Origin of the sequence: Rhodococcus yunnanensis NBRC 103083 (genome assembly GCF_001895005.1) — a bacterium.
GTDB lineage: Bacteria > Actinomycetota > Actinomycetes > Mycobacteriales > Mycobacteriaceae > Rhodococcoides > Rhodococcoides yunnanense.
Genome location: NZ_BCXH01000014.1, coordinates 133,616 through 154,209, shown reverse-complemented (window position 1 = coordinate 154,209; position 20,594 = coordinate 133,616). Strand labels below are relative to the sequence as shown.

The window sequence follows — 20,594 nt, the reverse complement described above, 5'->3', positions numbered from 1 at the left end:
CGGAGCCTGCGCAGTGACCAGGAAATCGCACACCGGGAAATCGCCCACACTGTCCACGGCGCTGTTGGCTGTTGCCGTCGCGGCGGCCGTGACAGTGGCCGGTCTCGACGCGAGCCGGAGCGGAAGCGGTTCCGATGCTCGCGCGAAGCTGACGATGATCGCCCCCGCGGCCGCAGGCGGCGGCTGGGACCTCGTCGCACGCGAGGCACAACAGGCACTGCGAAGCGACGGCATCGTCAACAATGCACAGGTCGTCAACGTGCCGGGCGCGGGCGGAACCATCGGATTGAGCCAACTCGAAAGCCTCGCAGGGCAATCGACGACGGTCATGGTGACCGGAACCGTGATGCTCGGCGGCATCGCCATCAACGATTCCGCGACCACCCTTGCCGACACCGTGCCGATCGCGAAGTTCGCCGAGGACTTCGAGGTGTTCGTCGTTCCCAAGGACTCCCCCTACGAGAACGTGGAGGACATGATCGCGGCGTGGCGGGCGAACCCGGGCGGGTTGCCCATCGGCGGCGGATCGCTCGGCGGTATCGACCACATCGTCGCGGGCCAACTCGCCCAGGAGGCAGGCATCGATCCCGCGGCCATCAATTACATCGCCTACTCGGGCGGTGGTGAGGTGCTCACGTCGCTGCTCTCCAACACGGTCGGCGTCGCGGTCAGCGGGTACAACGACTTCCGCGATCAGATCGAGGCAGGCAACGTGCGTGCACTCGCCGTCGCGGCGCCCGAACCCGTCGACGGCATCGACGTCCCCACCTTCGTCGAACTCGGTTACGACGTGGACCTGGTGAACTGGCGCGGCATCGTCGCACCTCCCGGCATCTCCGACGAGGACAGGGACACACTCATCGCGATCGCGACCGAAATGCAGGACACCGAACAGTGGGCGACCGCCGTCGAGCGGAACCGCTGGAAGGTGGCATTCCAGACCGGGGACGAGTTCGGTGAGTTCCTGGACGTCGAGCAGACCCGCATCACCGACATACTCCGAGAGTTGGGACTGGTATGAGTACCGATACCTCGGTCAGCAGGACGTTCTGGACTGGCCGCAGCGGCCTCGTCGTTCCCGCGCTTCTCGTCGCGCTCGGCGTGTTCCTGGTATACGGAACGGTCACCATGGACGTACCTGCGACCGCGACGTCACCTGGGCCACAAGTTTTTCCGTCCATCGTCGCCGGCGGCTGCTTCGTCGTTGCACTGCTCGTCGCCGTGCAGCTCGTGCTCCGACCCGACGTCGTGGATCGAGGGGTCGACGACGCCGGTGAACCGATGACCGGCACGGTGAGCAACTGGCGCACCCTCGGCATCACGGTCGGTGCCGTCGCACTGTTCATCGCTCTGCTCGACCCACTCGGTTGGGTTCTCGCAGGCGCCCTGCTGTTCTGGGGTGTCTCGGTCGGATTGGGTTCGCGGCGTTACGTGTTCGACGGTGCCATTGCCCTGCTGATGTCCTCGGCGGTACAGATCGCGTTCTCCGCCGGTCTCGGTCTCACGCTGCCCGGTGGGCTGCTCGCGGCGGTCTTCTGATGGACTCGCTGAACAACCTCGTCGACGGGTTCGGTACTGCGCTGACGCCGATGAACCTGGTCTGGGTTCTCGTCGGCGCCATCCTCGGTACCGCGGTCGGGGTGCTACCCGGTCTCGGTTCCGCCATGGCCGTCGCTCTGCTTCTTCCGGTCACCTTCACGCTCGACCCGACTGCCGCGCTGATCATGTTCGCGGGTGTCTACTTCGGTGGGCTGTTCGGTGATTCGATCGCGGGCATCCTGATGAACACCCCGGGAAACAGCACTGCGATCGCAGGAACATTCGAGGGCCACCGGATGGCCAAGAACGGCCGGGCTCCGCAAGCACTGGCGACGTCGGCCATCGGCGCCTTCATCGGCGGCATCGTCGCGACGACGTTGGTCGTGTTCTTCGCACCGACATTGGCCTCGCTCGCAACGAACTTCGGTCCGGCCGAGTACTTCGCCCTCGCGGTCTTCGCGTTCATCGCGACCTCCGCGGTGGTGTCGGACTCGGCGCTCAAGGGTCTGACCGCGCTGCTGATCGGCCTGACGCTCGCCGTCATCGGCATCGACGGTCCATCCGGCGCATCACGGTTCACCTTCGACGTCCCGGCGATGTTCGACGGCATCCACATCGTCGTCATCACCGTGGCGATGCTCGCACTCGGCGAGGTCATCCACGTCGCATCGAGGATCGGACGGCCGGAGGACAACTCGCTCATCGTCTCCGAGGGACGCCCGTTCCTGAGCCGCACCGAGTTCCGCGAGGCACTACCGGCGTGGCTGCGCGGCACCGCGTTCGGTGTGCCGTTCGGCGTCATCCCGGCGGGCGGTGCCGAAGTACCGAGCTTCCTGGCATACGGCGCCGAGCGCAGGCTCGACCGTCGCAGCAAGAACCCGATGTTCGGCAAGGGTGCGATCAAGGGCGTCGCCGGACCCGAGGCTGCCGGTAACGCCACTGCAGGAACCGCGATGGGAGCGTTGCTCGCCCTCGGCCTGCCCACGTCGGCCACGGCGGCCATCCTTCTTGCCGCCTTCCAGCAGTACGGGATGCAGCCGGGACCGTTGCTGTTCGAACGCAGCGGAGACATCGTCTGGGCGTTGCTCGCCAGCCTGTTCGTCGCGATGATCGTGCTGCTGATCCTCAATCTTCCGTTCGCACCGCTGTGGGCGAAGCTGCTGAAGATCCCCAAGAACTATCTCTACGCGGGCATCTCGGTGTTCGCAGCCCTGGGCGTCTACGCCACGAGCGCATCGATCGTCGACCTGATGTTCATGCTCGGACTCGGCATTCTCGGATTCATGATGCGGCGCTACGGCATTCCACTCGCGCCGGTCTTGATCGCCGTCATCCTCGGTCCGTTGGCCGAGGATTCACTACGACGCGCACTGGCCGTCAGCGAAGGCGACCCATCCATACTCGTCGGCAGCACGATCACGATCGTGTTGTACTCGCTGATCACCCTCGCCATCGTCTTCACGATCGTCAGCAAGATACGCGCGCGGTCGAAGGTGGACTTCTAGCAGGACGGCGCGGCCGAGATGTACGGCCGCGCCGGGGCCTGTCAGAGGATGTAGAGCATTTCCTGGTACGTCGGGAGCGGCCAGAGGTCGTCGGCGACCATGCCCTCGAGGACGTCGGACGCCGAACGAACCGCGGCCATCGCGGGCAACAACGCGTCCTTGGCGTGCGTGGCCTCGTCGAGAGCCTCGCCGCCCGGATCGCTCTCGAGTGCAGCCTTGAGCGCCGCCAAGGCGGACTTCAGCGCTGCCAGCGGTTCGGACACCGCCTGCAGTTCCGACATGTCCGCATCGACACCCGCTGCCTTGAGCGCCGCGACATTCTGCGCCAACTCCGTCTGGTACCGAACCGCGGCCGGGAGGATGGAGGTCTGCCCCATCTCCAGCGTCAACCTGGCCTCGACGAAGACCGTCAGCGCGTACTGCTCGAGTCCGATCTCGTAGCGGGAGTGCATCTCTCGGTGGTTGAAGACCTTGTACTTCTCGAACAGTTCCATCGAGGACTCGGTGATGAGCTCAGGCAGCGCGTCGAGCGTGGTACGCAGGTTCGGAAGGCCTCGTGACTCGGCCTCGATCTGCCAGTTGTCGGAGTACCCGTCGCCGTTGAACACCACAGCACCGTGCTCGGTGATGATCTCGGTCAGCAGATTCTGCACGGCCGTATCGAAATCGGTGCCGTCGGCGACGGCGGTCTCGAGGCTCGTGGCCATGTAGTCGAGCGCCTCGGCCATGATGGTGTTGATCGTGACCATCGGTCCGTTGACGGTCTGCATCGAACCGGGGGCGCGGAACTCGAAGCGGTTGCCGGTGAAGGCGAATGGAGAGGTTCGGTTACGGTCGCCCGGGTCGGTCGGCAGCACCGGAAGGGTGTCGGCGCCGATCATCATGGTGCCCTTGCCCTTCGAGGACGTCGCCGCGCCCTTGGCGATCTGATCGAACACATCGGCCAGCTGATCGCCGAGGAAGATCGAGATGATCGCAGGTGGAGCTTCGTTGGCACCGAGGCGGTGATCGTTGGTCGCCGACGCCACCGATGCGCGCAGCAGGCCGCCGTATTTGTGGACCGCGCGAATGACGGCGGCACAGAAGACGAGGAACTGCGCGTTGTCGTGTGGATTGTCGCCCGGCACCAACAACGACCCTAGCTCGGAGTTACCGAGCGAGAAGTTGACGTGCTTGCCGGATCCGTTGACGCCGTCGAACGGTTTCTCGTGAAACAGACATTCCATGCCGTGCTTCTTGGCGATCGTCTTGAACGTCGTCATCAGCAGCTGCTGGTGGTCGGCCGCGATGTTGCCACGCTCGAACATCGGCGCGATCTCGAACTGCCCTGGCGCGACCTCGTTGTGCCGGGTCTTCGCCGGAATGCCCAGCTTGAACAGCTCGCGCTCGGTGTCCATCATGAACCCGAGCACACGCTCGGGGATCGCACCGAAGTAGTGGTCGTCGAACTCCTGGCCCTTCGGGGGCTTCGAGCCGAACAGCGTTCGTCCGGCGTTGAGCAGATCGGGGCGAGCGAGGAAGAAGTGCCGGTCGACGAGGAAGTACTCCTGCTCCGGGCCGCAGAACGAGACGATATTCTCGATGTTCTCGTGTCCGAAGAGCTTCAGTATCCGCTCGGCGTGCCCGCCCATCGCCTGCTGCGAGCGCAGTAGCGGTGTCTTGTGATCGAGCGCCTCACCGGTCATCGACACGAACACCGTCGGGATGCACAGCGTGTTGCCGTTCGGGTTCTCGAGCACGTACGCCGGGCTCGTGACGTCCCAGCCCGTGTAGCCGCGCGCCTCGAACGTGTTGCGCAGGCCGCCGTTGGGGAAGCTCGACGCGTCGGGCTCGCCCTGGATGAGCGTCTTGCCTGCGAATTCGGCGAGCGCGCTGCCGTCACCGACGGGGTCGAAGAAGCTGTCGTGCTTCTCGGCGGTCAGACCGGTGAGCGGGTAGAAGACGTGCGCGTAGTGCGTCGCACCCTTCTCGAGCGCCCAGTCCTTCATCGCCGACGCCACCGCGTCGGCGACCAGGGGATCGAGCTTCTTGCCCTTCTCGATGGTCGCGATCACCGACTTGTAGACCGACTTCGGCAGGCGCTTCTGCATGACGACCTTGCTGAACACGTTCTCCCCGAAGATCTCGCCTGGCTTCTCGCCGCCCGAGTAGCTGACCGCGGGGGGCACATAGGCCTCGACGTCCTTGATCGCCTGCAGACGAACGGCATTTCCACTCATACGCTTCTACCCCTCGGCCTCGGGCTCCACTGCTTGTTCGCGGAGCCAACCAACGAACTGTACGAACGCGGTGTGCCGGTCATGTTTCGTGACGGTATCGAGCACGTGGCGAATCGGCCCGGTGCCGGACATCCGATCACGCGGATCGTTTATCTTCTCTTCACAGTCGGCGCGGCCTAACGTGATCCCGATGACGACGATCAGAGCTGGCGGCAGCCCTGCGACAGTCCTGCGCACGGTGCTCGATCACGGACCGATCGCCCGAAGCACCATCGCGCGTCTGACCGGGCTTTCTCCCGCCACGGTCACCACGACGAGCAACAGGTTGATCGACCGAGGGCTCCTGCGGGAGAGACCCACCGTCGTCGCCGTCGGGTCTCGTCGGATGGGTCGGCCGCACGTGCCGATCGACATCGCGGACGAGCCGATGGTGTGCGGCATTCATCTGTCCCTCACCCACATCACCGTCTCACTCGTCGATCTTCGCGGTCGAGTGATCGCGACCGATCGACACGCGCATCGCGGGCAGCCGCCCAACACGGTCCTCGACGTCGCGGTGGAGCTCATGACCGAGTTGACCGCCGACCGCGCCTCGCGGGTGCTGGGCATCGGATTCGCGGTCGGCGGCTGGGTCGACCCCGACCGCGGCATCGTCGTCGAACATCCGCTCACGTGTTGGAACGGCGTCGCGGTGCGTGAGCTGCTCGAGCATCGCACCGGGTTCGACGTCCACGTCGACTCGCACGTGCGTGCCCTCGTCGACGCCGAATGCCTGTTCGGTGAACCGCGTGCTCGACGCAGCGTCGTGCAACTGTTCGTCGGCAACGTCATCGATGCAGCCTTCGCCACCGACGGTCTGGTGCACGCAGGCCCCGGTTCCGCGGCCGGCGCGGTAGCGCACATGCCGATCGAGCACAGCACCGAACACTGTTCGTGCGGACGTACCGGATGCTTCCAGGCCACACTCTCCGAGCGCGTGCTCGTGCGCGACGCGGTTCGCCGAGGAATCATCGAGGTCCCCGATTTCGGTGTATTGCTCGCCGCTGCCGAATCGGGAAACCCTTCCGCCACACAGCTTCTCGTGGACAGGTCGTATCGTGTCGGCCTGGTGTCGGGAAGTCTGCTCGACATCCTCAATCCCGAGGTGTTCATAGTCTGCGATCCCGGAATGCACGTGCTGCCGGAGTGCCTGGACGCGGTGCGTGCGGGTGTGGCCGAGTCGTCCTACGGCCGTCGCGACGTCGTCGACAGCGTGCTGCCGAGCAGCTTTCACGGGCGACTGCTGCCTGTTGCAGGCGGCGCCTCGATGTTGGGAAAGCTGTACCGGGACCCACTCGAACAGCTCACCGGGCAGCTCGCCCCGGCCCTGTGACACCTCGCCCGGTCTCTGGGGCACGTCAGTTCACCTGCGCGGACTTAATTCGATAGGACGCAATGTTGACCGATCCTCGAACCGACCGACACAATGAATCGGTGACCACCACACAGACCACGTCGGCCGCCGGATCGCACCGCGTGGCCGAGTTCTGTTGTCGTACTGTCTGACTGACACAGGTTCGTCACCTCACTTTCGATTCGCGCGACAGCCGAACATCGGTTCGACTCGGGCACCTTCCCGGTTCGACGATTGTTTCGGCGGTGACGTCGCGCTCGGATACCACCCGAAGGAAACTCTCGTGCCTCTCTCCACCCTCACCACGGCCACCGTCGACAGACGTCTGCTACTCAAGGGCTTGTTCGGTGGTGTCGCCGCACTGGGTCTCGCGGCATGTGCAGGCACCGCGAACTCAGGGCCTGCACTGTCCGACGACGCGACACTTCCGACCGACTTCCCACCCGACACCGCATTGAAGATCGCGGCCTACCAAGGATCGTTGACCCTGGCACTGGAGCTGTCCGGACTGCGAAACGAACTGAAATTCCAGGTACCCGAATGGCCGAACATCGGCGCGGGACCCGACATCATCAATGCCTTCCGCGCCGACTCGCTCGACGTCGGTAACAACGCGGGCCTACCCCCGATCCAGGCCGAGTACCAGGGGCTGGACGCACGGATCGTTGCGGTCCAGCTGACCCGAACCCCCAACTACGCCTTCGCGACCAAGCCCGGTTCCGACATCTCCACCGTCGCGGACTTCGCCGGAAAGAAGCTGGCGTTCTCCCAGGGCCAGGCGCAGGGCACGGTTCTGCTTCGGGCGCTGGAGGAAGCCGGGATCGACCAGTCGGATGTCACGTTGACCAATCTGACGAGCAATCAGTTCCTGACGGCTCTGCAGTCCGGGCAGGTGGACATCGCGGTGCTCGGAAACTCGCAGGTACCGAAGTACCTCGAGCAGTACGCCGCCGACGGCGCGAAGGTGATCACCACGGACGTGGTGGATCTGCTCAGCATACTGTGGGCACCGACCACGGTGCTCGAAAATGCCGACAAGGCAGCAGCTTTGGCGTCGTACATCCCTATCTGGGCGCGCGCCAACATCTGGATCTGGGAGAACCCGGATACCTGGGCAGAGAAGTTCTACGTCGGTACGCAGAATCTCACACCGAACGACGCGCGGGCGGTCATCGATCTCGCCAATCGTCCCATCTACCCGACCACCTGGGACGAGGCGATCGACTGGCAGCAGAAGAACATCGACCTGCTGTCCTCGGCGGGGTTCGTGGACTCGTTCGACGCCGAGACCCTGTTCGACCGCCGTTTCGAGCACATCCTCGATGACAAGATCCCCACCGAATATCGGAGCTGATCATGACCACTGTTTCCGTGCGCCCGGAGCGCACCGACACCGCACACACCGCAGAGACCACCGGCACCGCAGAGACCACGGGCACCGCAGAGACCGGCAGCAACACCCGGGTATCGACCACCCGACGTCGAAAGCGGTTGGTACCGAGAAAGTCTCCGCGATGGGCCCCGGTTGCCGGTCCGATACTCATCGTCGCGATCTGGAGCATCGCGTCCGCCTACGAATTGGTGGACACACGCTTGCTGCCCGCACCGTGGACTATCGCGAGTACCTTCGTCGACCTGTGGACAACGGGAACACTGAAGGGCGACATCGTCACCTCGCTGCAACGCGCAGCGATCGGCTTCGCCCTCGGGCTCGCCTTCGCCCTGGTGCTCGCACTACTCGCGGGTTTGACCAGAATCGGTGACACCCTGATCGACGGCACCGTTCAGATCAAGCGCGCGATCCCCACACTCGGCCTGATTCCACTGCTCATTCTGTGGCTCGGAATCGGTGAGGGCTTCAAGATCGTCATCATCGCGCTGAGCGTGTTCGTTCCCATCTACATCAATCTCGTTGCCGCACTGCAAGGCATCGACCACCGCTACGTCGAACTCGCGCAGGTACTACGACTGTCCCGGGCACAGTTCATTCGGCAGGTCGTCTTTCCCGGTGCGCTTCCCGGGTTCTTCGTCGGCCTACGTCTGGCCGTGAACATCTCATGGCTCTCCCTCGTGGTCCTCGAACAGATCAATGCCACGAGCGGTCTCGGTTACCTGATGTTCCAGGCACAGAACTACGGCCAGATGGACGTCATCGTCGTCGGGCTCGTCATCTACGGCGTCTTCGGATTCATCACCGACGCCGTCATCCGCATCGTCGAAAGGAAGGCACTGTCGTGGCGCCGAGGACTGAACAGTTAGGGCTGCGGATCACCGGACTGGTCCGTGAATTCGGCCGGCGGACCGTACTGAACGGACTCGACATCGAGATCCCGAGTGGCCAATTCGTGGCACTGCTCGGCCGAAGCGGCTCCGGCAAGAGCACCTTGCTGCGCGCGGTCGCCGAACTGGACGACGACGTCGCAGGCTCGGGATCGATCGTGCGCCCCGAGCGAATCTCGATGGTGTTCCAGGACTCTCGACTGCTGCCGTGGAAACGCGTTCTCGACAACGTGTTGCTCGGCGCAGGAGGCAAGGACGTTCGCGCGCGCGGACTCGACGCGCTCGCCGAGGTCGGGCTCGCCGGTCGGGAACGCGCATGGCCGTCGGAGCTGTCCGGCGGTGAGGCACAACGTGCGGCACTTGCACGTTCGCTCGTATGGGATCCACAGCTGTTGCTCGCGGACGAGCCGTTCGGCGCGCTCGATGCACTCACCCGCATTCGCATGCACAAACTCGTGCGAGAACTGTGCGAACGCCACCGCCCGACGGTTCTGCTCGTCACCCACGACGTCGACGAAGCCGTGGCACTCGCGGACCGTGTGCTCGTTCTCGACGAGGGCAAGATCGGACTCGACCTCGCCATCGAACTCGACCGCCCACGCGATCACAAGAACCCACTGTTCGGCACCTACCGCGATCAACTACTCGCAGCTCTCGGTGTCGTCGACTCGATCGAGGTATCCGCATGACGAAACAGCTGCACCTGAATGCTTTTCTGATGTCCACCGGGCACCACGAAGCATCGTGGCGCCTGCCCGAGAGCGATCCCGGTGCCAGCTCCAGCCTCGCCCACTACGTCGGTTTGACGCAGACGGCCGAGCGTGGCCTGTTCGACTCGATCTTCTTCGCCGACGGCCCCGTTCTGCATGCGGAGGTCGGACGTCGCCCGTCCGGCGGCTTCGAACCTCTCACGCTCCTCTCGGCGCTGTCGGTGGTGACGAACAGGATCGGATTGATCGCCACGGCCTCCACGACCTACAACAGCCCGTACAACCTGGCGCGGCGATTCTCCTCGATCGACCACCTCAGCGGCGGGCGCGCCGGCTGGAACATCGTCACCACAGCGGGCGGGGATGCTGCGCGCAACTTCGGCCTGAGCGACCAGCCCGCACACTCCGAACGCTACCGCCGGGCCCGCGAGTTCGTCGAGGTCACCCAGAAGCTCTGGGACAGTTGGGAAGACGACGTGGAGATCGCCGACAAACCGTCGGGAGTCTGGGGTGACGATTCGAAGATTCATCCCCCACACCACCGCGGGGAGTTCTACTCGGTCGACGGCGCACTCAACATCGCCCGCAGTCCGCAGGGCTATCCGCTTCTGGTGCAGGCAGGATCATCGGCGGACGGACGCGCCTTCGCGGCGCAGTATGCCGAAGCGATCTTCACCGCACAGCAAAACCTCGCCGACGCGCAGGAGTTCTACTCCGACATCAAAACGCGCACAGCATCGTTCGGACGTGACCCCGACGGCATCAAGGTCCTCCCTGGCATCGTCCCGGTCATCGGTAGCACCGAAGCCGAGGCCAAGGCGAAGGACGCCGAACTCGAGAGCTACATCGTCCACGAGTTCGCGCACCGGCAGTTGGCGGAGCTACTGAAGATCCCGATCACCGAATTGCCGCTGGAGGAACCACTTCCCGCCGAACTGCTCCCCGAGGATGCCATCGAGGGCGCGAAGAGCCGCTACACGTTGATCGTCGATCTGGCCCGCCGCGAGAACCTGACCGTCCGGCAGCTGATCGGTCGCCTCGGCGGCGGGCGTGGGCACCGCACTTTCACGGGCACACCCGAGCAGGTCGCCGACGCCATCGAGTCGTGGTTCCACAGCGGGGCAGCGGACGGATTCAACATCATGCCGCCGATCCTGCCGTCGGGACTCGAGATCTTCGTCGACCACGTAGTGCCGATCCTGCAGGCCAGAGGCCTGTTTCGGACGGAGTACACCGCCGATACCCTGCGCGGACACTACGGTCTCGCCCGTCCCGAGAACAGGAACGTCGGCCTGCTGTCGAAGTCCGGCTGATCCCTGATCGCCTCGGTTTCTACGAGAAGACTCGGTGTCCCACGCGAACCTGGGGTAGCGCCAGATCGCCGAGCACCTCACCGAGAGCTCTCTCGGTGACGGAATCGAGGGTGCGCGCGGGCAGCCGCACGGCAGCCGAGGCGATGATTCCACGGCGCAGCAGCACTTCCTTGTGTACCGCCCAGGCCATTCCTGGTCGGACACCGAGGTGGATGAGGGGCAGCAATCGGTTGAAGGCTGCGCGCGCGTCGTCTCGCCTGCCGGCTGCGAGGCTGTCGAGGATGGGACGGAGAACGTCGGAGAATTCGCAGGCGGGCATGGTGCCGACCGCACCGTTGTCGTATTCCTCGATGAGTGATTGTGCGTTGAGGCCACCGAGGACAACGAGGTCTCCGTTATTACTGTCTCTGTCCTTGCTGATGGCTGCGATCTTCGGCGGTGTAGGCGGCGACTCCACCTTGATCGAGGTGACGCCGCTGATCTGGGCGAGCTGACTGATCGCACTGACGTCGAGCGTGACCCCGGTCACGCCTACAGCGTCTTGGACCATGACCGGGACCCCCGCTCCGTCCGCGACATCGCCGTAGAACTCGAGAACCTGCGCTGGGCTGGGTTTCGTCGGGCACGGCGGCAGGACCATGACCTGATCGGCGCTACCGTCGGCTGCGGCCCGGGCTTGTTCGAGGGCGGTGACGGTACTTCCGCCGCTGACACCGGCGATGATGGGGATGTTCGCGCCGCCGACATCGCGTACCTCACGCAGGATCGAGGCACGTTCGGTGGCGGTCAATGCGAAGCCCTCGCTGGCCATTCCGAATACAGCCACGCCGTCGACGCCACTGGCGAGCTGGAACTCGACCAGCGAACGCAACGACGGTAGGTCCAGTTCGCCTGAGTCTGTGAACGGTGTGGCCAGGATGGGAATGAGGCCGGTCGGGGTGTGCATGATCAGTTCTCCTTGGCGAGGGCGGTGATGTGACTGGCATCGATGTCGATGCCCAGTCCAGGGCCGGTGGGCAATTCGAATCCGGTGGGTCCGGCAGTAAGAGGAGTACGCAGGATGCTCTGCGCCACCGGAATGGTGTCGGGCTGATACTCGAAGAACGGGGTGTCCTGACTCACGGCCGAGACGTGGATACCCGCGGCCAGAGCGATACCGAGGCCGACGGAATGATGAAACGCAACGGGAACGTGCGCAGCGGAGGCGACTTCGGCGATAGCCATGGCCTCGGTGATGCCGGTGCGGGCCACGTCGGGTTGTGCGAGCCGGAGTGCACGACGCTCGAACCATTCCGCGAATTCGAAACGATGTCGCAGTGCTTCACCGACCGCGACCGGAGTGACGATTCGGGTGGTGAGCTCGTGATGTCCGGCGATGTCCTCGGGCGCAAGGGGGGCCTCGAAGAAGAGGGATTTGCGGCGGTCGAGTTCCTGTCCGAGCTCGATCGCCTCGCTGATCCGGTAGGCCCAGTGCGCGTCGACCGCGATGTCGAGCGAGGGAGCGGCGGCGGCGACCGCGTCGTACGTCGCAAGGTCGGTGTCGATTCCCTTGCCCAAGGCGAGCTTGACGGTCGTGGCTCCACGCCGGGCCCAGTCCGCGGCAAGCGCAGCGCGCTCGTCGTCGGTCGAACGGGCGAGACCGGAGATGTAGGCCGGGATCGTGGTGCGAACGGCTCCGCCCAGAAGCTGGGCGACGGACAGGCCGGTGAGTTTTCCGTGAAGATCCCACAGCGCGATATCCACTGCGGCCAGCGCGTCTGCTTGGTGGCCGCCGAGGTGGCCGCGCTCGCGCATCAGGTCGCGGAGTCCGAACCACAGCGGCCGAGCACCGTTCAATGTCCGTCCACGCAGCCATCCGGCGAGCATGGTGTCGATCACCGCCGCCGACACTTCCGGTCCGACCGGTGCGAGCGCCTCTCCCCAACCAGTAGTGCCGTCGTCCGCCGTGATCTTCACCAGCATGGTTTCGTATCGGCCGGAGTACAGACTTCGCCAGGGCTCTCGAACGAGATAACCGCTGTTGCTGCTCAGTTCACTGCCGTCTTCCATGCGGCCGAGGTAAGCCTGTTCACCGGAAAGCTTCAGTACATATGTAGTGACGTCGGCGATACGCATCGGGAAAGTTCCTCCAGGATTGTTTTCTGAGGTTGCAGAGTTTCACTGGTTTCGGTTGGGCCAGTTTTGCATGCCCCTTGCAATATGTGCAACAGCTGCGCATAATTGGGAAATGGCTTCCGAGACTGGTAATCAAAGTGTCGAGCGCGCTGCCGCCGTACTCAATGCGTTCAGCTTGGGCAGGCCTACGCTCAGGGTCTCCGACGTGGCTACCCGTGTGGGACTTGGCGTCTCGACAACCTCTCGGCTGCTGGCCACGCTCGAAACGGCTGGACTCGTCCGGCGTGATCCGGTCAGTCAGCTCTACGAGTTGGGTTCGCACGTCCTCACACTTGCGGGCGTTGCACTCAACAACGATCCGATCTATCGTCAGGCACGCCCGGCCGCCCAGCAGTTGGCATGGGAACTCGGTCTCGGCGTCAATGTGTCGGTTCGACGAGGCGCAGAACTGTTCTACCTTCTCAATGTCGAGGGACAGTTGGCTCAGAAGTCGTATTCACTGATGGGGCAACGTAACCCACTACACTCCACCGCCATGGGCAAAAGCTTGCTGCTCGGGACCACCGCGGCGGAGCGAGCAGAACTACTCGGTGAGAATCCACTGGAATCGTTCACCACACGCACGATCACCACACATGAGGCGCTCGAGGTAGCACTGGCAGATGTTGCCGTGCGCGGATTCTCCACCGAGGTCGAGGAACTGGCCCTCGGCCGGGCGTGCATCGCCGCTCCCATCAGAGACCACACCGGCGAGGTGATTGCGGCAATCTCGCTGTCGGGCGCACTGTCCACGATCGCCCTCGACGAACGCGAGGCGACACTGGGACGAATGATCGTCGAAGCCGCCGATTCTATCGGGGTCGGACTGGGGTATCTAGGGCCGGTCCACACCCCATCTCGCATCGTGACCTGACCTACCTCTCGAAGACTTACCACACTCGAACACTCTGCTGCAGAACGATTTACATCGAATCCGGGCTCGGTACCGGCGGCGACACCTCCCCCGTCGCCGCCGGTACCGAGACCGCGCCGGACGCTGCGTCCCGCCACGTACTTTCTCTCACCGATCTTTCTCGCACTGAGAGATCTGATCGACGAGCAACGCGGGATGATCCCCGCTCGCCGAATCGTCATCCACCTATTCTCGACAGACAATGAGGTCGAAATGTCAGAACATTCTGCCGTCACCGAAACGGACGATCTCGGTGACAGCGAGACTCGGTCCCACAGATCCTCGCCGCGCAAAGTACTCATCGGCGCAGGTGTCGGCCACTTCGTCGAGTGGTTCGATATGGGCATCTACGGCACCCTCTCGACGATCATCGCCGCAAATTTCTTCGCGGACGGTGATCCCACGGCCGCTCTGCTGGCGACTTTCGCGGTCTTCGCCTCCGGATTCGTGGTCCGCCCGCTCGGTGCGCTCTTCTTCGGTCCGCTGGCCGATCGTATTGGTAGACAACGTGTTCTGGCGATGATCGTCATCATCACCTCGTTGGCCACCTTCTCGATGGGTCTGATTCCCAATCATGCGTCGATCGGCATGTACGCACCCTTGCTGCTGGTGGTCGCACGTCTGGTCCAGGGCTTCGCGGCAGGCGGCGAGACATCGAGTGCGGTGACATTGCTGTTCGAGTACGCACCCAAGAATCGGCGCGGCTTCTATACGAGTTTCTCCAGTACCTTCAGCTTCGCGGCGTTCGTCTTCGGCTCCGGACTCGTGCTGGCACTGACGGCCGCACTCGGTGACGACGCCATGACCTCGTGGGGTTGGCGGCTACCGTTTCTCGTCGCGTTGCCGCTGGGAATCATCGGAATGTACCTGCGGCTCAGGCTGGAGGACACCCCGGAGTTCCGCAGACTGCAGGAGTCCGGAAATGTCGCCGAGACTCCGATGCGTGACAGTTTCCGTACCGGCGGCAAGGCGATGCTCGCGCTCGCAGGCCTCGTGGTGATCAAAGGCGTCGGGCACTGGATTCTGCAGACGTTCATGCCGAGCTACCTGCAAACGAGCATGCACTTCTCGAAGATTCAGTCCTTTGCCGTGACGACCGTCTGTCTGTCGGTGATCGCGGTCGGCGTGCTGGGCATGGGAATACTGTCCGACATCATCGGCCGTAAGCCACTCCTGATCGGCAGCACCGTCGGCTTCATCGTCCTCACCTGGCCTGCATTGTGGCTGATGTCGCTCGGCAGTTTCGCCTGGGCGATGGTGGCGATGGTCGGCCTGGGACTTCTGCTCGCTGCATACGACGGTGCGATCGCCGCAACAATGGCCGAACTGTTCCCACCCAGGATCCGTTCCGGCGGAATCGCCATCCCGTACAACATCGTCGTCTCGTTGTTCGGTGGTACCGCCCCCTATGTCGCGACCTGGCTCATCGCGGCGACGGGAAACAGATTGTCTCCGGCCTTCTACGTCATGTTCGCCGCTGCGATCACACTCGTCACCGTGCTCCGGTACGTCAGCGAAACCGTCGGTCCCCGGGCGACCGTGACAGTCGACCGATGACATCGGACACCCCTCGGCCAAGGAAGACATCATGACACACACCGACACCGACACCGACACCGGCACTGACACCGGCACTAAAAGCAACCCCGAACACGGTTGCGACCCAAGTGGTCTCACCGCTGCCCTGAAGCATCACGGCCTCGTCGCGATCCTGCGTTCGAGGACACCCGGCCCCCTCGTCGACGTACTTCGAGTACTTGCCGACGCAGGCGTTCGAATCATGGAGATCACCATCCCCACTCCGGGAAGTCTGCAGGCGGTACGGGAGGCAACAGACGAGTTCGGTTCGTCCATCCTCGTCGGCACCGGGACCGTACTGACCGAAGCCGAGGTACACCACACCGCGGCAGCAGGCGGACGATTCGTCGTGTCACCGAATGTCGACCCGACGGTGATCGGAGCAGCACGTGCCGCCCGGGTGGGGTCACTGCCCGGCGCGTACACCCCTACCGAGATCGTCGAAGCGTGGCGGCACAGGCCGTCCGCGGTCAAGGTATTCCCGGCTTCCGGTCTCGGCCCCGGCTACCTGGCCGACATCGCTGCACCACTGCCCGACATTCCCCTCGTCCCCACCGGAGGAATTCGTGTGGAAGATGTGGCGGCATACCGGAATTCCGGAGCCATCGCCGTGGGAGTCAGCTCTCCCCTGGTCGGCGACGCCCTCACCGGCGGCTCGCTGCACGAGTTGTATCAACGTGCAACCGAATTCGTCGCAGCAGCCCGGGGTGAACAGTGAGCGAACTGGTGACACTCGGAGAAGTGATGGCCTCGCTGACCAGTCGACAGATCGGACCGTTGAGATCTGCTCACACCCTTGGCCTTTCCGTTGCGGGAGCAGAATCCACCGTCGCGATCGGGGTCCGCAGACTGGGGCACACCGCTGCCTGGATCGGGCGAGTAGGTGACGACGAACTAGGTGCCCTGGTGGTCGGTCGCCTCCGAGCCGAAGGTATCGACGTCCATTCGGTGACCGATCCGAACGCTCCCACCGGGATGATGATCAAAGAACGTCGCGCCGCAGATATCCGCCGGGTCCACTACTACCGAACGGAATCGGCAGGATCCCACCTGCACCCAGACGATCTGCCCACCGAACTACTCGCCAACAGCCGGGTGTTGCACTGTACCGGCATCACACCCGCCCTCTCGCGTAGCGCAGCCGAGGCAGTCCGCGCTGCCATCGGCGTCGTCCGTGCCGCGGGCGGTACCGTCACCTTCGACGCCAATTACCGTGCGAGACTCTGGCCTCGCGACCAGGCCACCGAGGTATTGCGGGAACTCACGGCCTCGGCGGACATCGTTTTCGCCGGCGAGGACGAAGCCCAGATGATCGTCGGAACCGCGATCACCGGGACAGATGCCGAGAAGCGGGAGGAACTGGCAGCCGCACTGACCGAGCGCGGACCTGCCACCGCCGTCGTCACCTCCGGCGCCGCTGGAGCGGTGTCGGTCGGGCCTGCCGGGACGGTGTTCGTCGACTCGCTGCCGGTCACCGAAGTCGATCCCATCGGGGCGGGCGATTCGTTCGTCGCGGGCTACATCGCAGCGCTACTCGACGATGCAGACGAACGCACCCGAATGACCACCGCGGCCTCCGTGGCAGCGATGTCGGTTGCCACGCAGGGCGACTGGGAAGGATTGCCGAGTCCCGGCGAGCTTGCACTCCTGACCGCCACCGAAGCCGTCACCCGCTGACTCGCATGACGGCCACCGTACCGAAGAAGGACAAGACCAACCGATGAAACTGATAGGCATTGCGCACCCACAGAGCCGAACCACAACCGTCGGCCGGCTGGAGAACGACCGCGTGACCGAGATAGCCGACATGACGACGTTCTGGGATGACCCGATCGCGATGCTGGCAAGTATCGACTCGACGGGCCAGCGGGGAATACCACGTTCGGACATCATCGAAGTGCCCGCGGTTCCCGACCGGGCTCGAATCCTCTGCGTCGGAGGGAATTACGCCCCGGATGATCGAAGCACCTTCACACCACCGCACTCTCCCACCATTTTCGGTCGGTGGTCGTCATCGCTGAGCGTCGACGGGGTACCGGTCACGATTCCGGCACATGAACCCGGACTCGACTGGGAGGTGGAAGTCGCGGCCTACATCGCTGCCCCACTCAGCAACGCGGATCCGGACACCGCCCTTCGAGCCGTTCTCGGCTACTCCACCTTCAACGACATCACTGCCCGAAATGCCCAGAAGATCACGAGTCAATGGACACTGGGAAAGAACGTCGACAACAGCGGTCCACTCGGACCACTGGTCACCGCGGACGAAGTAGGGGACCTTCGGGACGGTCTCCGCGTCCAGACGCGAGTCAACGGCACCACCGTTCAGGACGCCAACACGTCGTCGCTGATCTTCGGCGTAGGAGAACTCCTGGCCTTCATCAGCAGAACCATGACCCTTCAGCCAGGAGACGTGCTCGTCACCGGAACACCTCATGGCGTCGGCTACGTCCGCCAACCACCATGGCTCCTCGTCGGCGGCGACGAGGTCGAGGTCGAAGTGGAACGACTCGGAACGCTCAGGACCCCCATCCGGGCATCCTGACCTGGGGACACACCACAACAAGTGCGTCAGATCACTGTGACGAGTACAAAAGAGCAATTTTGTCTAGACGGTTTACATTTTCGGTGTATTGTCATCCCTACAGTGACTCATACCACTACGCGACTTCCTGGAGTCCGTACGGTTCCGAGGAGGGATTTCAGTCGTGGCAACTCAGATCAGCCCACAGCCGAACACACCGGTCGACGAGTGGCATGACAAGAAGCGATACCTGTGGCTCATGGGTCTCATCCCGCCCACGGCCATATTTCTGGCGATCGGCCTGATCTGGGCGTTCAACCAGCTCGGGTGGACTGCGGTGTCCCCGGTCTGGTGGTGGATCGGGCCGATCCTCGTCTACGGACTACTTCCCGTCCTCGATCTGTTCTTCGGACCCGACGGCCAGAACCCACCGGACGAGGTGATGGAGCGCCTGGAGAACGACAAGTACTACCGCTACTGCACCTACGTCTACATTCCGTTCCAGTTGGCGAGCCTGATCATCGCCTGCTACCTGTGGACGGCCGACAACCTGAGTTGGCTCGGCATCGACGGCGGCCTCGGGCTGATATCGAAGATCGGGCTCGCGATCAGCATCGGCGTCATGGGAGGCGTCGGGATCAACACCGCGCACGAGATGGGCCACAAGAAGGACAGCCTCGAACGGTGGCTCTCCAAGGTCACTCTCGCACAGACCTTCTACGGGCATTTCTACATCGAACACAATCGCGGACACCACGTTCGCGTCGCCACACCCGAGGACCCGGCGAGCGCACGGTTCGGCGAAAGCTTCTGGCGATTCCTCCCCCGCAGTGTCTGGGGAAGCCTGAACTCGTCGTGGCGGCTCGAGAGGACCCGCATGGACCGATTGGGCAAGTCCACGTGGAACATTCGCAACGACGTCCTCAACGCATGGTTGATGTCCATCGTTCTGTTCGGCGTGTTGACCGCCGTCTTCGGAATTTCGATCGTCCCGTTCCTGATACTGCAGGCGGTGTACGGCTTCTCGCTCCTCGAGACCGTGAACTACCTCGAGCATTACGGTCTGCTGCGCGCGAAGACCGCGTCGGGACGGTACGAGCGGTGCGCGCCTGCGCACAGTTGGAACTCCGACCACATCGTGACCAACATATTCCTGTATCACCTTCAGCGGCACAGTGATCACCACGCCAATCCCACGCGCCGCTACCAGACGCTGCGCAGCATGGAGGGCGCACCGAACCTGCCGAGCGGCTACGCCAGCATGATCTCGCTCGCCTACTTCCCACCGATCTGGCGAAAGGTCATGGACCACAGGGTGCTCGAGCACTATCGGGGTGACATCACCGCCGTCAACATCCAACCGAGCAAGCGCGGCAAGATACTCGCTCGCTACGGCGTCGCAGATCAGGCGCAGTGATGGCGATATACGAATGCCCCGTGTGCAAGTACGACTACGACGAGGCGACGGGCGCGCCGCGCGAGGGGTTTCCGCCGGGTACCGCATGGAGCGACATCGCCGACGACTGGCCGTGCCCCGACTGCGGCGTCCGAGAGAAGATCGACTTCGAGCAGAAAGCAGGATCGTAGACATGTCCACCGATTTCAAGCTCTACCAGTGCATTCAATGCGGGTTCGAATACGACGAGGAGCAAGGCTGGCCGGAGGACGGCATCGAGCCTGGCACCCGATGGGACGATATCCCCGACGACTGGAGTTGCCCCGACTGCGGCGCCGCGAAAGCCGACTTCTTCATGGTCGAGATCAGCAGGCCATGACATTCTCGGCGGCAGATACACTGGCCGCTGTGACAACGCATCCGGTCAACCCGAGCCCGTACAAGAGCGCGGCGTCGAACCTGATGCGCACCACCATTCTCGACGGCCTGCACGATCTGCTGCTCGAGCGCACCTGGTCGACGGTCAACATGGCCGATGTCGCCAAGGCCGCTGGTATCAGCCGTCAGACGCTGTACAAGGAATTCGGTACCCGTAAGGGCCTAGCTCAAGGATATGCACTTCGGTTGACCGATTCCTTCGTCTCGGCCGTCGACGACGCCGTGTACGCCAACGAAGGTGACAGCCTCCGCACGCTGTATCTGGCGTTCACCGAGTTCTTCCAACGCAGTGCCTCGGATCCACTCGTGATGTCGATGCTGACCGACGACCCCCCGCCCGATCTGCTCAGGCTCGTCACCACCGAGAGCGGAATCCTGATCGAGCACGCGGCGTTCCGGCTCGCGCAGACCTTCGAACGGAGCTGGCTCCGAGCGTCGCCGCAGGGCGCCGACATCCTCGGCCGGGCCGTCGTACGCCTGGCATTGAGTTACGTCTCGATGCCGCCGTCCAACTCGGCAGATGTGGCCGCCGACATGGCGTCGCTGCTCACCCCGTTCGTCGAGACCATCCAGGGCACCGCGTGACGTCACCTCACGACCGCCCCTCATTGCACGACGCCTTGCTACACGAC

The 20,594-nt window shown here is 63.8% G+C and carries 20 protein-coding genes; 17 read left to right on the top strand and 3 right to left on the bottom strand.

All coding sequences use genetic code 11. From position 1 onward, the window contains the following. The first annotated feature begins 13 nt into the window (after window positions 1-13). The 3 genes from RY1_RS20930 to RY1_RS20920 are packed head-to-tail and all read left to right on the top strand — an operon-like array spanning window position 14 to window position 3,044. Entirely contained in the window at window positions 14-1,021 is a 1,008-nt protein-coding gene (locus RY1_RS20930; RefSeq protein ID WP_072805953.1) for a Bug family tripartite tricarboxylate transporter substrate binding protein, read from the top strand. Further along, the gene (locus tag RY1_RS20925; protein WP_072805952.1) at window positions 1,018-1,539 is read left to right on the top strand and encodes a tripartite tricarboxylate transporter TctB family protein; all 522 of its coding nucleotides are present in this window, start codon (window positions 1,018-1,020) and stop codon (window positions 1,537-1,539) included. The genes RY1_RS20930 and RY1_RS20925 overlap by 4 nt, the downstream gene beginning before the upstream one ends. After that, window positions 1,539-3,044 (top strand): tripartite tricarboxylate transporter permease, encoded by a 1,506-nt coding sequence (locus tag RY1_RS20920; RefSeq protein ID WP_072805951.1) that lies wholly within the window; start codon window positions 1,539-1,541, stop codon window positions 3,042-3,044. The genes RY1_RS20925 and RY1_RS20920 overlap by 1 nt, the downstream gene beginning before the upstream one ends. Window positions 3,045-3,085: 41 nt before the next feature. Here RY1_RS20920 and RY1_RS20915 read toward each other — a convergent pair whose 3' ends face one another. Next, window positions 3,086-5,263: a glutamine synthetase III family protein gene (locus tag RY1_RS20915; RefSeq protein WP_072805950.1), complete on the bottom strand. Its 2,178-nt coding sequence runs from the start codon at window positions 5,261-5,263 to the stop codon at window positions 3,086-3,088. Between the two features lie 190 nt (window positions 5,264-5,453). Here RY1_RS20915 and RY1_RS20910 point away from each other — a divergent pair, with 190 nt between their 5' ends. The 5 genes from RY1_RS20910 to RY1_RS20890 all read left to right on the top strand — a co-directional run bounded on the left by RY1_RS20910 (window position 5,454) and on the right by RY1_RS20890 (window position 10,959). Further along, window positions 5,454-6,635 (top strand): ROK family transcriptional regulator, encoded by a 1,182-nt coding sequence (locus RY1_RS20910; RefSeq protein ID WP_072806012.1) that lies wholly within the window; start codon window positions 5,454-5,456, stop codon window positions 6,633-6,635. A gap of 304 nt (window positions 6,636-6,939) precedes the next feature. Further along, window positions 6,940-8,010 carry an ABC transporter substrate-binding protein gene (locus RY1_RS20905; protein WP_072806011.1) on the top strand — a complete coding sequence of 357 codons (1,071 nt, stop codon included), beginning with the start codon at window positions 6,940-6,942 and terminating at the stop codon, window positions 8,008-8,010. Window positions 8,011-8,012: 2 nt separating this feature from the next. Beyond that, complete coding sequence (locus RY1_RS30715; protein WP_072805949.1) at window positions 8,013-8,915, top strand: ABC transporter permease; 903 nt, start codon at window positions 8,013-8,015, stop codon at window positions 8,913-8,915. After that, window positions 8,891-9,625, top strand: a complete 735-nt coding sequence (locus RY1_RS20895) for an ABC transporter ATP-binding protein (RefSeq protein WP_072805948.1) — start codon at window positions 8,891-8,893, stop codon at window positions 9,623-9,625. Before RY1_RS30715 ends, RY1_RS20895 begins: the two co-directional genes overlap by 25 nt. Then, window positions 9,622-10,959 (top strand): LLM class flavin-dependent oxidoreductase, encoded by a 1,338-nt coding sequence (locus RY1_RS20890; RefSeq protein WP_072805947.1) that lies wholly within the window; start codon window positions 9,622-9,624, stop codon window positions 10,957-10,959. Before RY1_RS20895 ends, RY1_RS20890 begins: the two co-directional genes overlap by 4 nt. Before the next feature lie 19 nt (window positions 10,960-10,978). Here RY1_RS20890 and RY1_RS20885 read toward each other — a convergent pair whose 3' ends face one another. Both RY1_RS20885 and RY1_RS20880 read right to left on the bottom strand, forming a co-directional pair. After that, complete coding sequence (locus RY1_RS20885; protein WP_072805946.1) at window positions 10,979-11,905, bottom strand: dihydrodipicolinate synthase family protein; 927 nt, start codon at window positions 11,903-11,905, stop codon at window positions 10,979-10,981. A 2-nt stretch (window positions 11,906-11,907) separates the two neighbouring features. After that, window positions 11,908-13,074, bottom strand: a complete 1,167-nt coding sequence (locus tag RY1_RS20880; RefSeq protein ID WP_072805945.1) for a mandelate racemase/muconate lactonizing enzyme family protein — start codon at window positions 13,072-13,074, stop codon at window positions 11,908-11,910. 112 nt (window positions 13,075-13,186) lie between these two features. On the opposite strand from RY1_RS20880, the gene RY1_RS20875 reads away from it, so the two are divergent. From RY1_RS20875 to RY1_RS20835, 9 genes are all read left to right on the top strand, one after another. Beyond that, entirely contained in the window at window positions 13,187-13,987 is an 801-nt protein-coding gene (locus RY1_RS20875; RefSeq protein ID WP_072805944.1) for an IclR family transcriptional regulator, read from the top strand. Window positions 13,988-14,239: 252 nt separating this feature from the next. Beyond that, complete coding sequence (locus tag RY1_RS20870) at window positions 14,240-15,583, top strand: MFS transporter (RefSeq protein ID WP_072806010.1); 1,344 nt, start codon at window positions 14,240-14,242, stop codon at window positions 15,581-15,583. 31 nt (window positions 15,584-15,614) lie between these two features. After that, complete coding sequence (locus tag RY1_RS20865) at window positions 15,615-16,322, top strand: bifunctional 4-hydroxy-2-oxoglutarate aldolase/2-dehydro-3-deoxy-phosphogluconate aldolase (protein WP_084727639.1); 708 nt, start codon at window positions 15,615-15,617, stop codon at window positions 16,320-16,322. After that, entirely contained in the window at window positions 16,319-17,281 is a 963-nt protein-coding gene (locus RY1_RS20860) for a sugar kinase (RefSeq protein ID WP_072805943.1), read from the top strand. Before RY1_RS20865 ends, RY1_RS20860 begins: the two co-directional genes overlap by 4 nt. Before the next feature lie 43 nt (window positions 17,282-17,324). Beyond that, window positions 17,325-18,149, top strand: a complete 825-nt coding sequence (locus tag RY1_RS20855; protein ID WP_072805942.1) for a fumarylacetoacetate hydrolase family protein — start codon at window positions 17,325-17,327, stop codon at window positions 18,147-18,149. A gap of 238 nt (window positions 18,150-18,387) precedes the next feature. Beyond that, complete coding sequence (locus RY1_RS20850; protein WP_245819826.1) at window positions 18,388-19,545, top strand: alkane 1-monooxygenase; 1,158 nt, start codon at window positions 18,388-18,390, stop codon at window positions 19,543-19,545. Continuing rightward, on the top strand, window positions 19,545-19,715 hold the full coding sequence (locus tag RY1_RS20845) for a rubredoxin (RefSeq protein ID WP_072805940.1): 171 nt from the start codon (window positions 19,545-19,547) through the stop codon (window positions 19,713-19,715). The genes RY1_RS20850 and RY1_RS20845 overlap by 1 nt, the downstream gene beginning before the upstream one ends. Before the next feature lie 2 nt (window positions 19,716-19,717). Further along, window positions 19,718-19,903, top strand: coding sequence for a rubredoxin (locus RY1_RS20840; protein ID WP_072805939.1), 186 nt, complete (start codon window positions 19,718-19,720; stop codon window positions 19,901-19,903). Further along, window positions 19,900-20,547 (top strand): TetR/AcrR family transcriptional regulator, encoded by a 648-nt coding sequence (locus tag RY1_RS20835; protein WP_072805938.1) that lies wholly within the window; start codon window positions 19,900-19,902, stop codon window positions 20,545-20,547. Before RY1_RS20840 ends, RY1_RS20835 begins: the two co-directional genes overlap by 4 nt. Window positions 20,548-20,594: the final 47 nt, after the last annotated feature.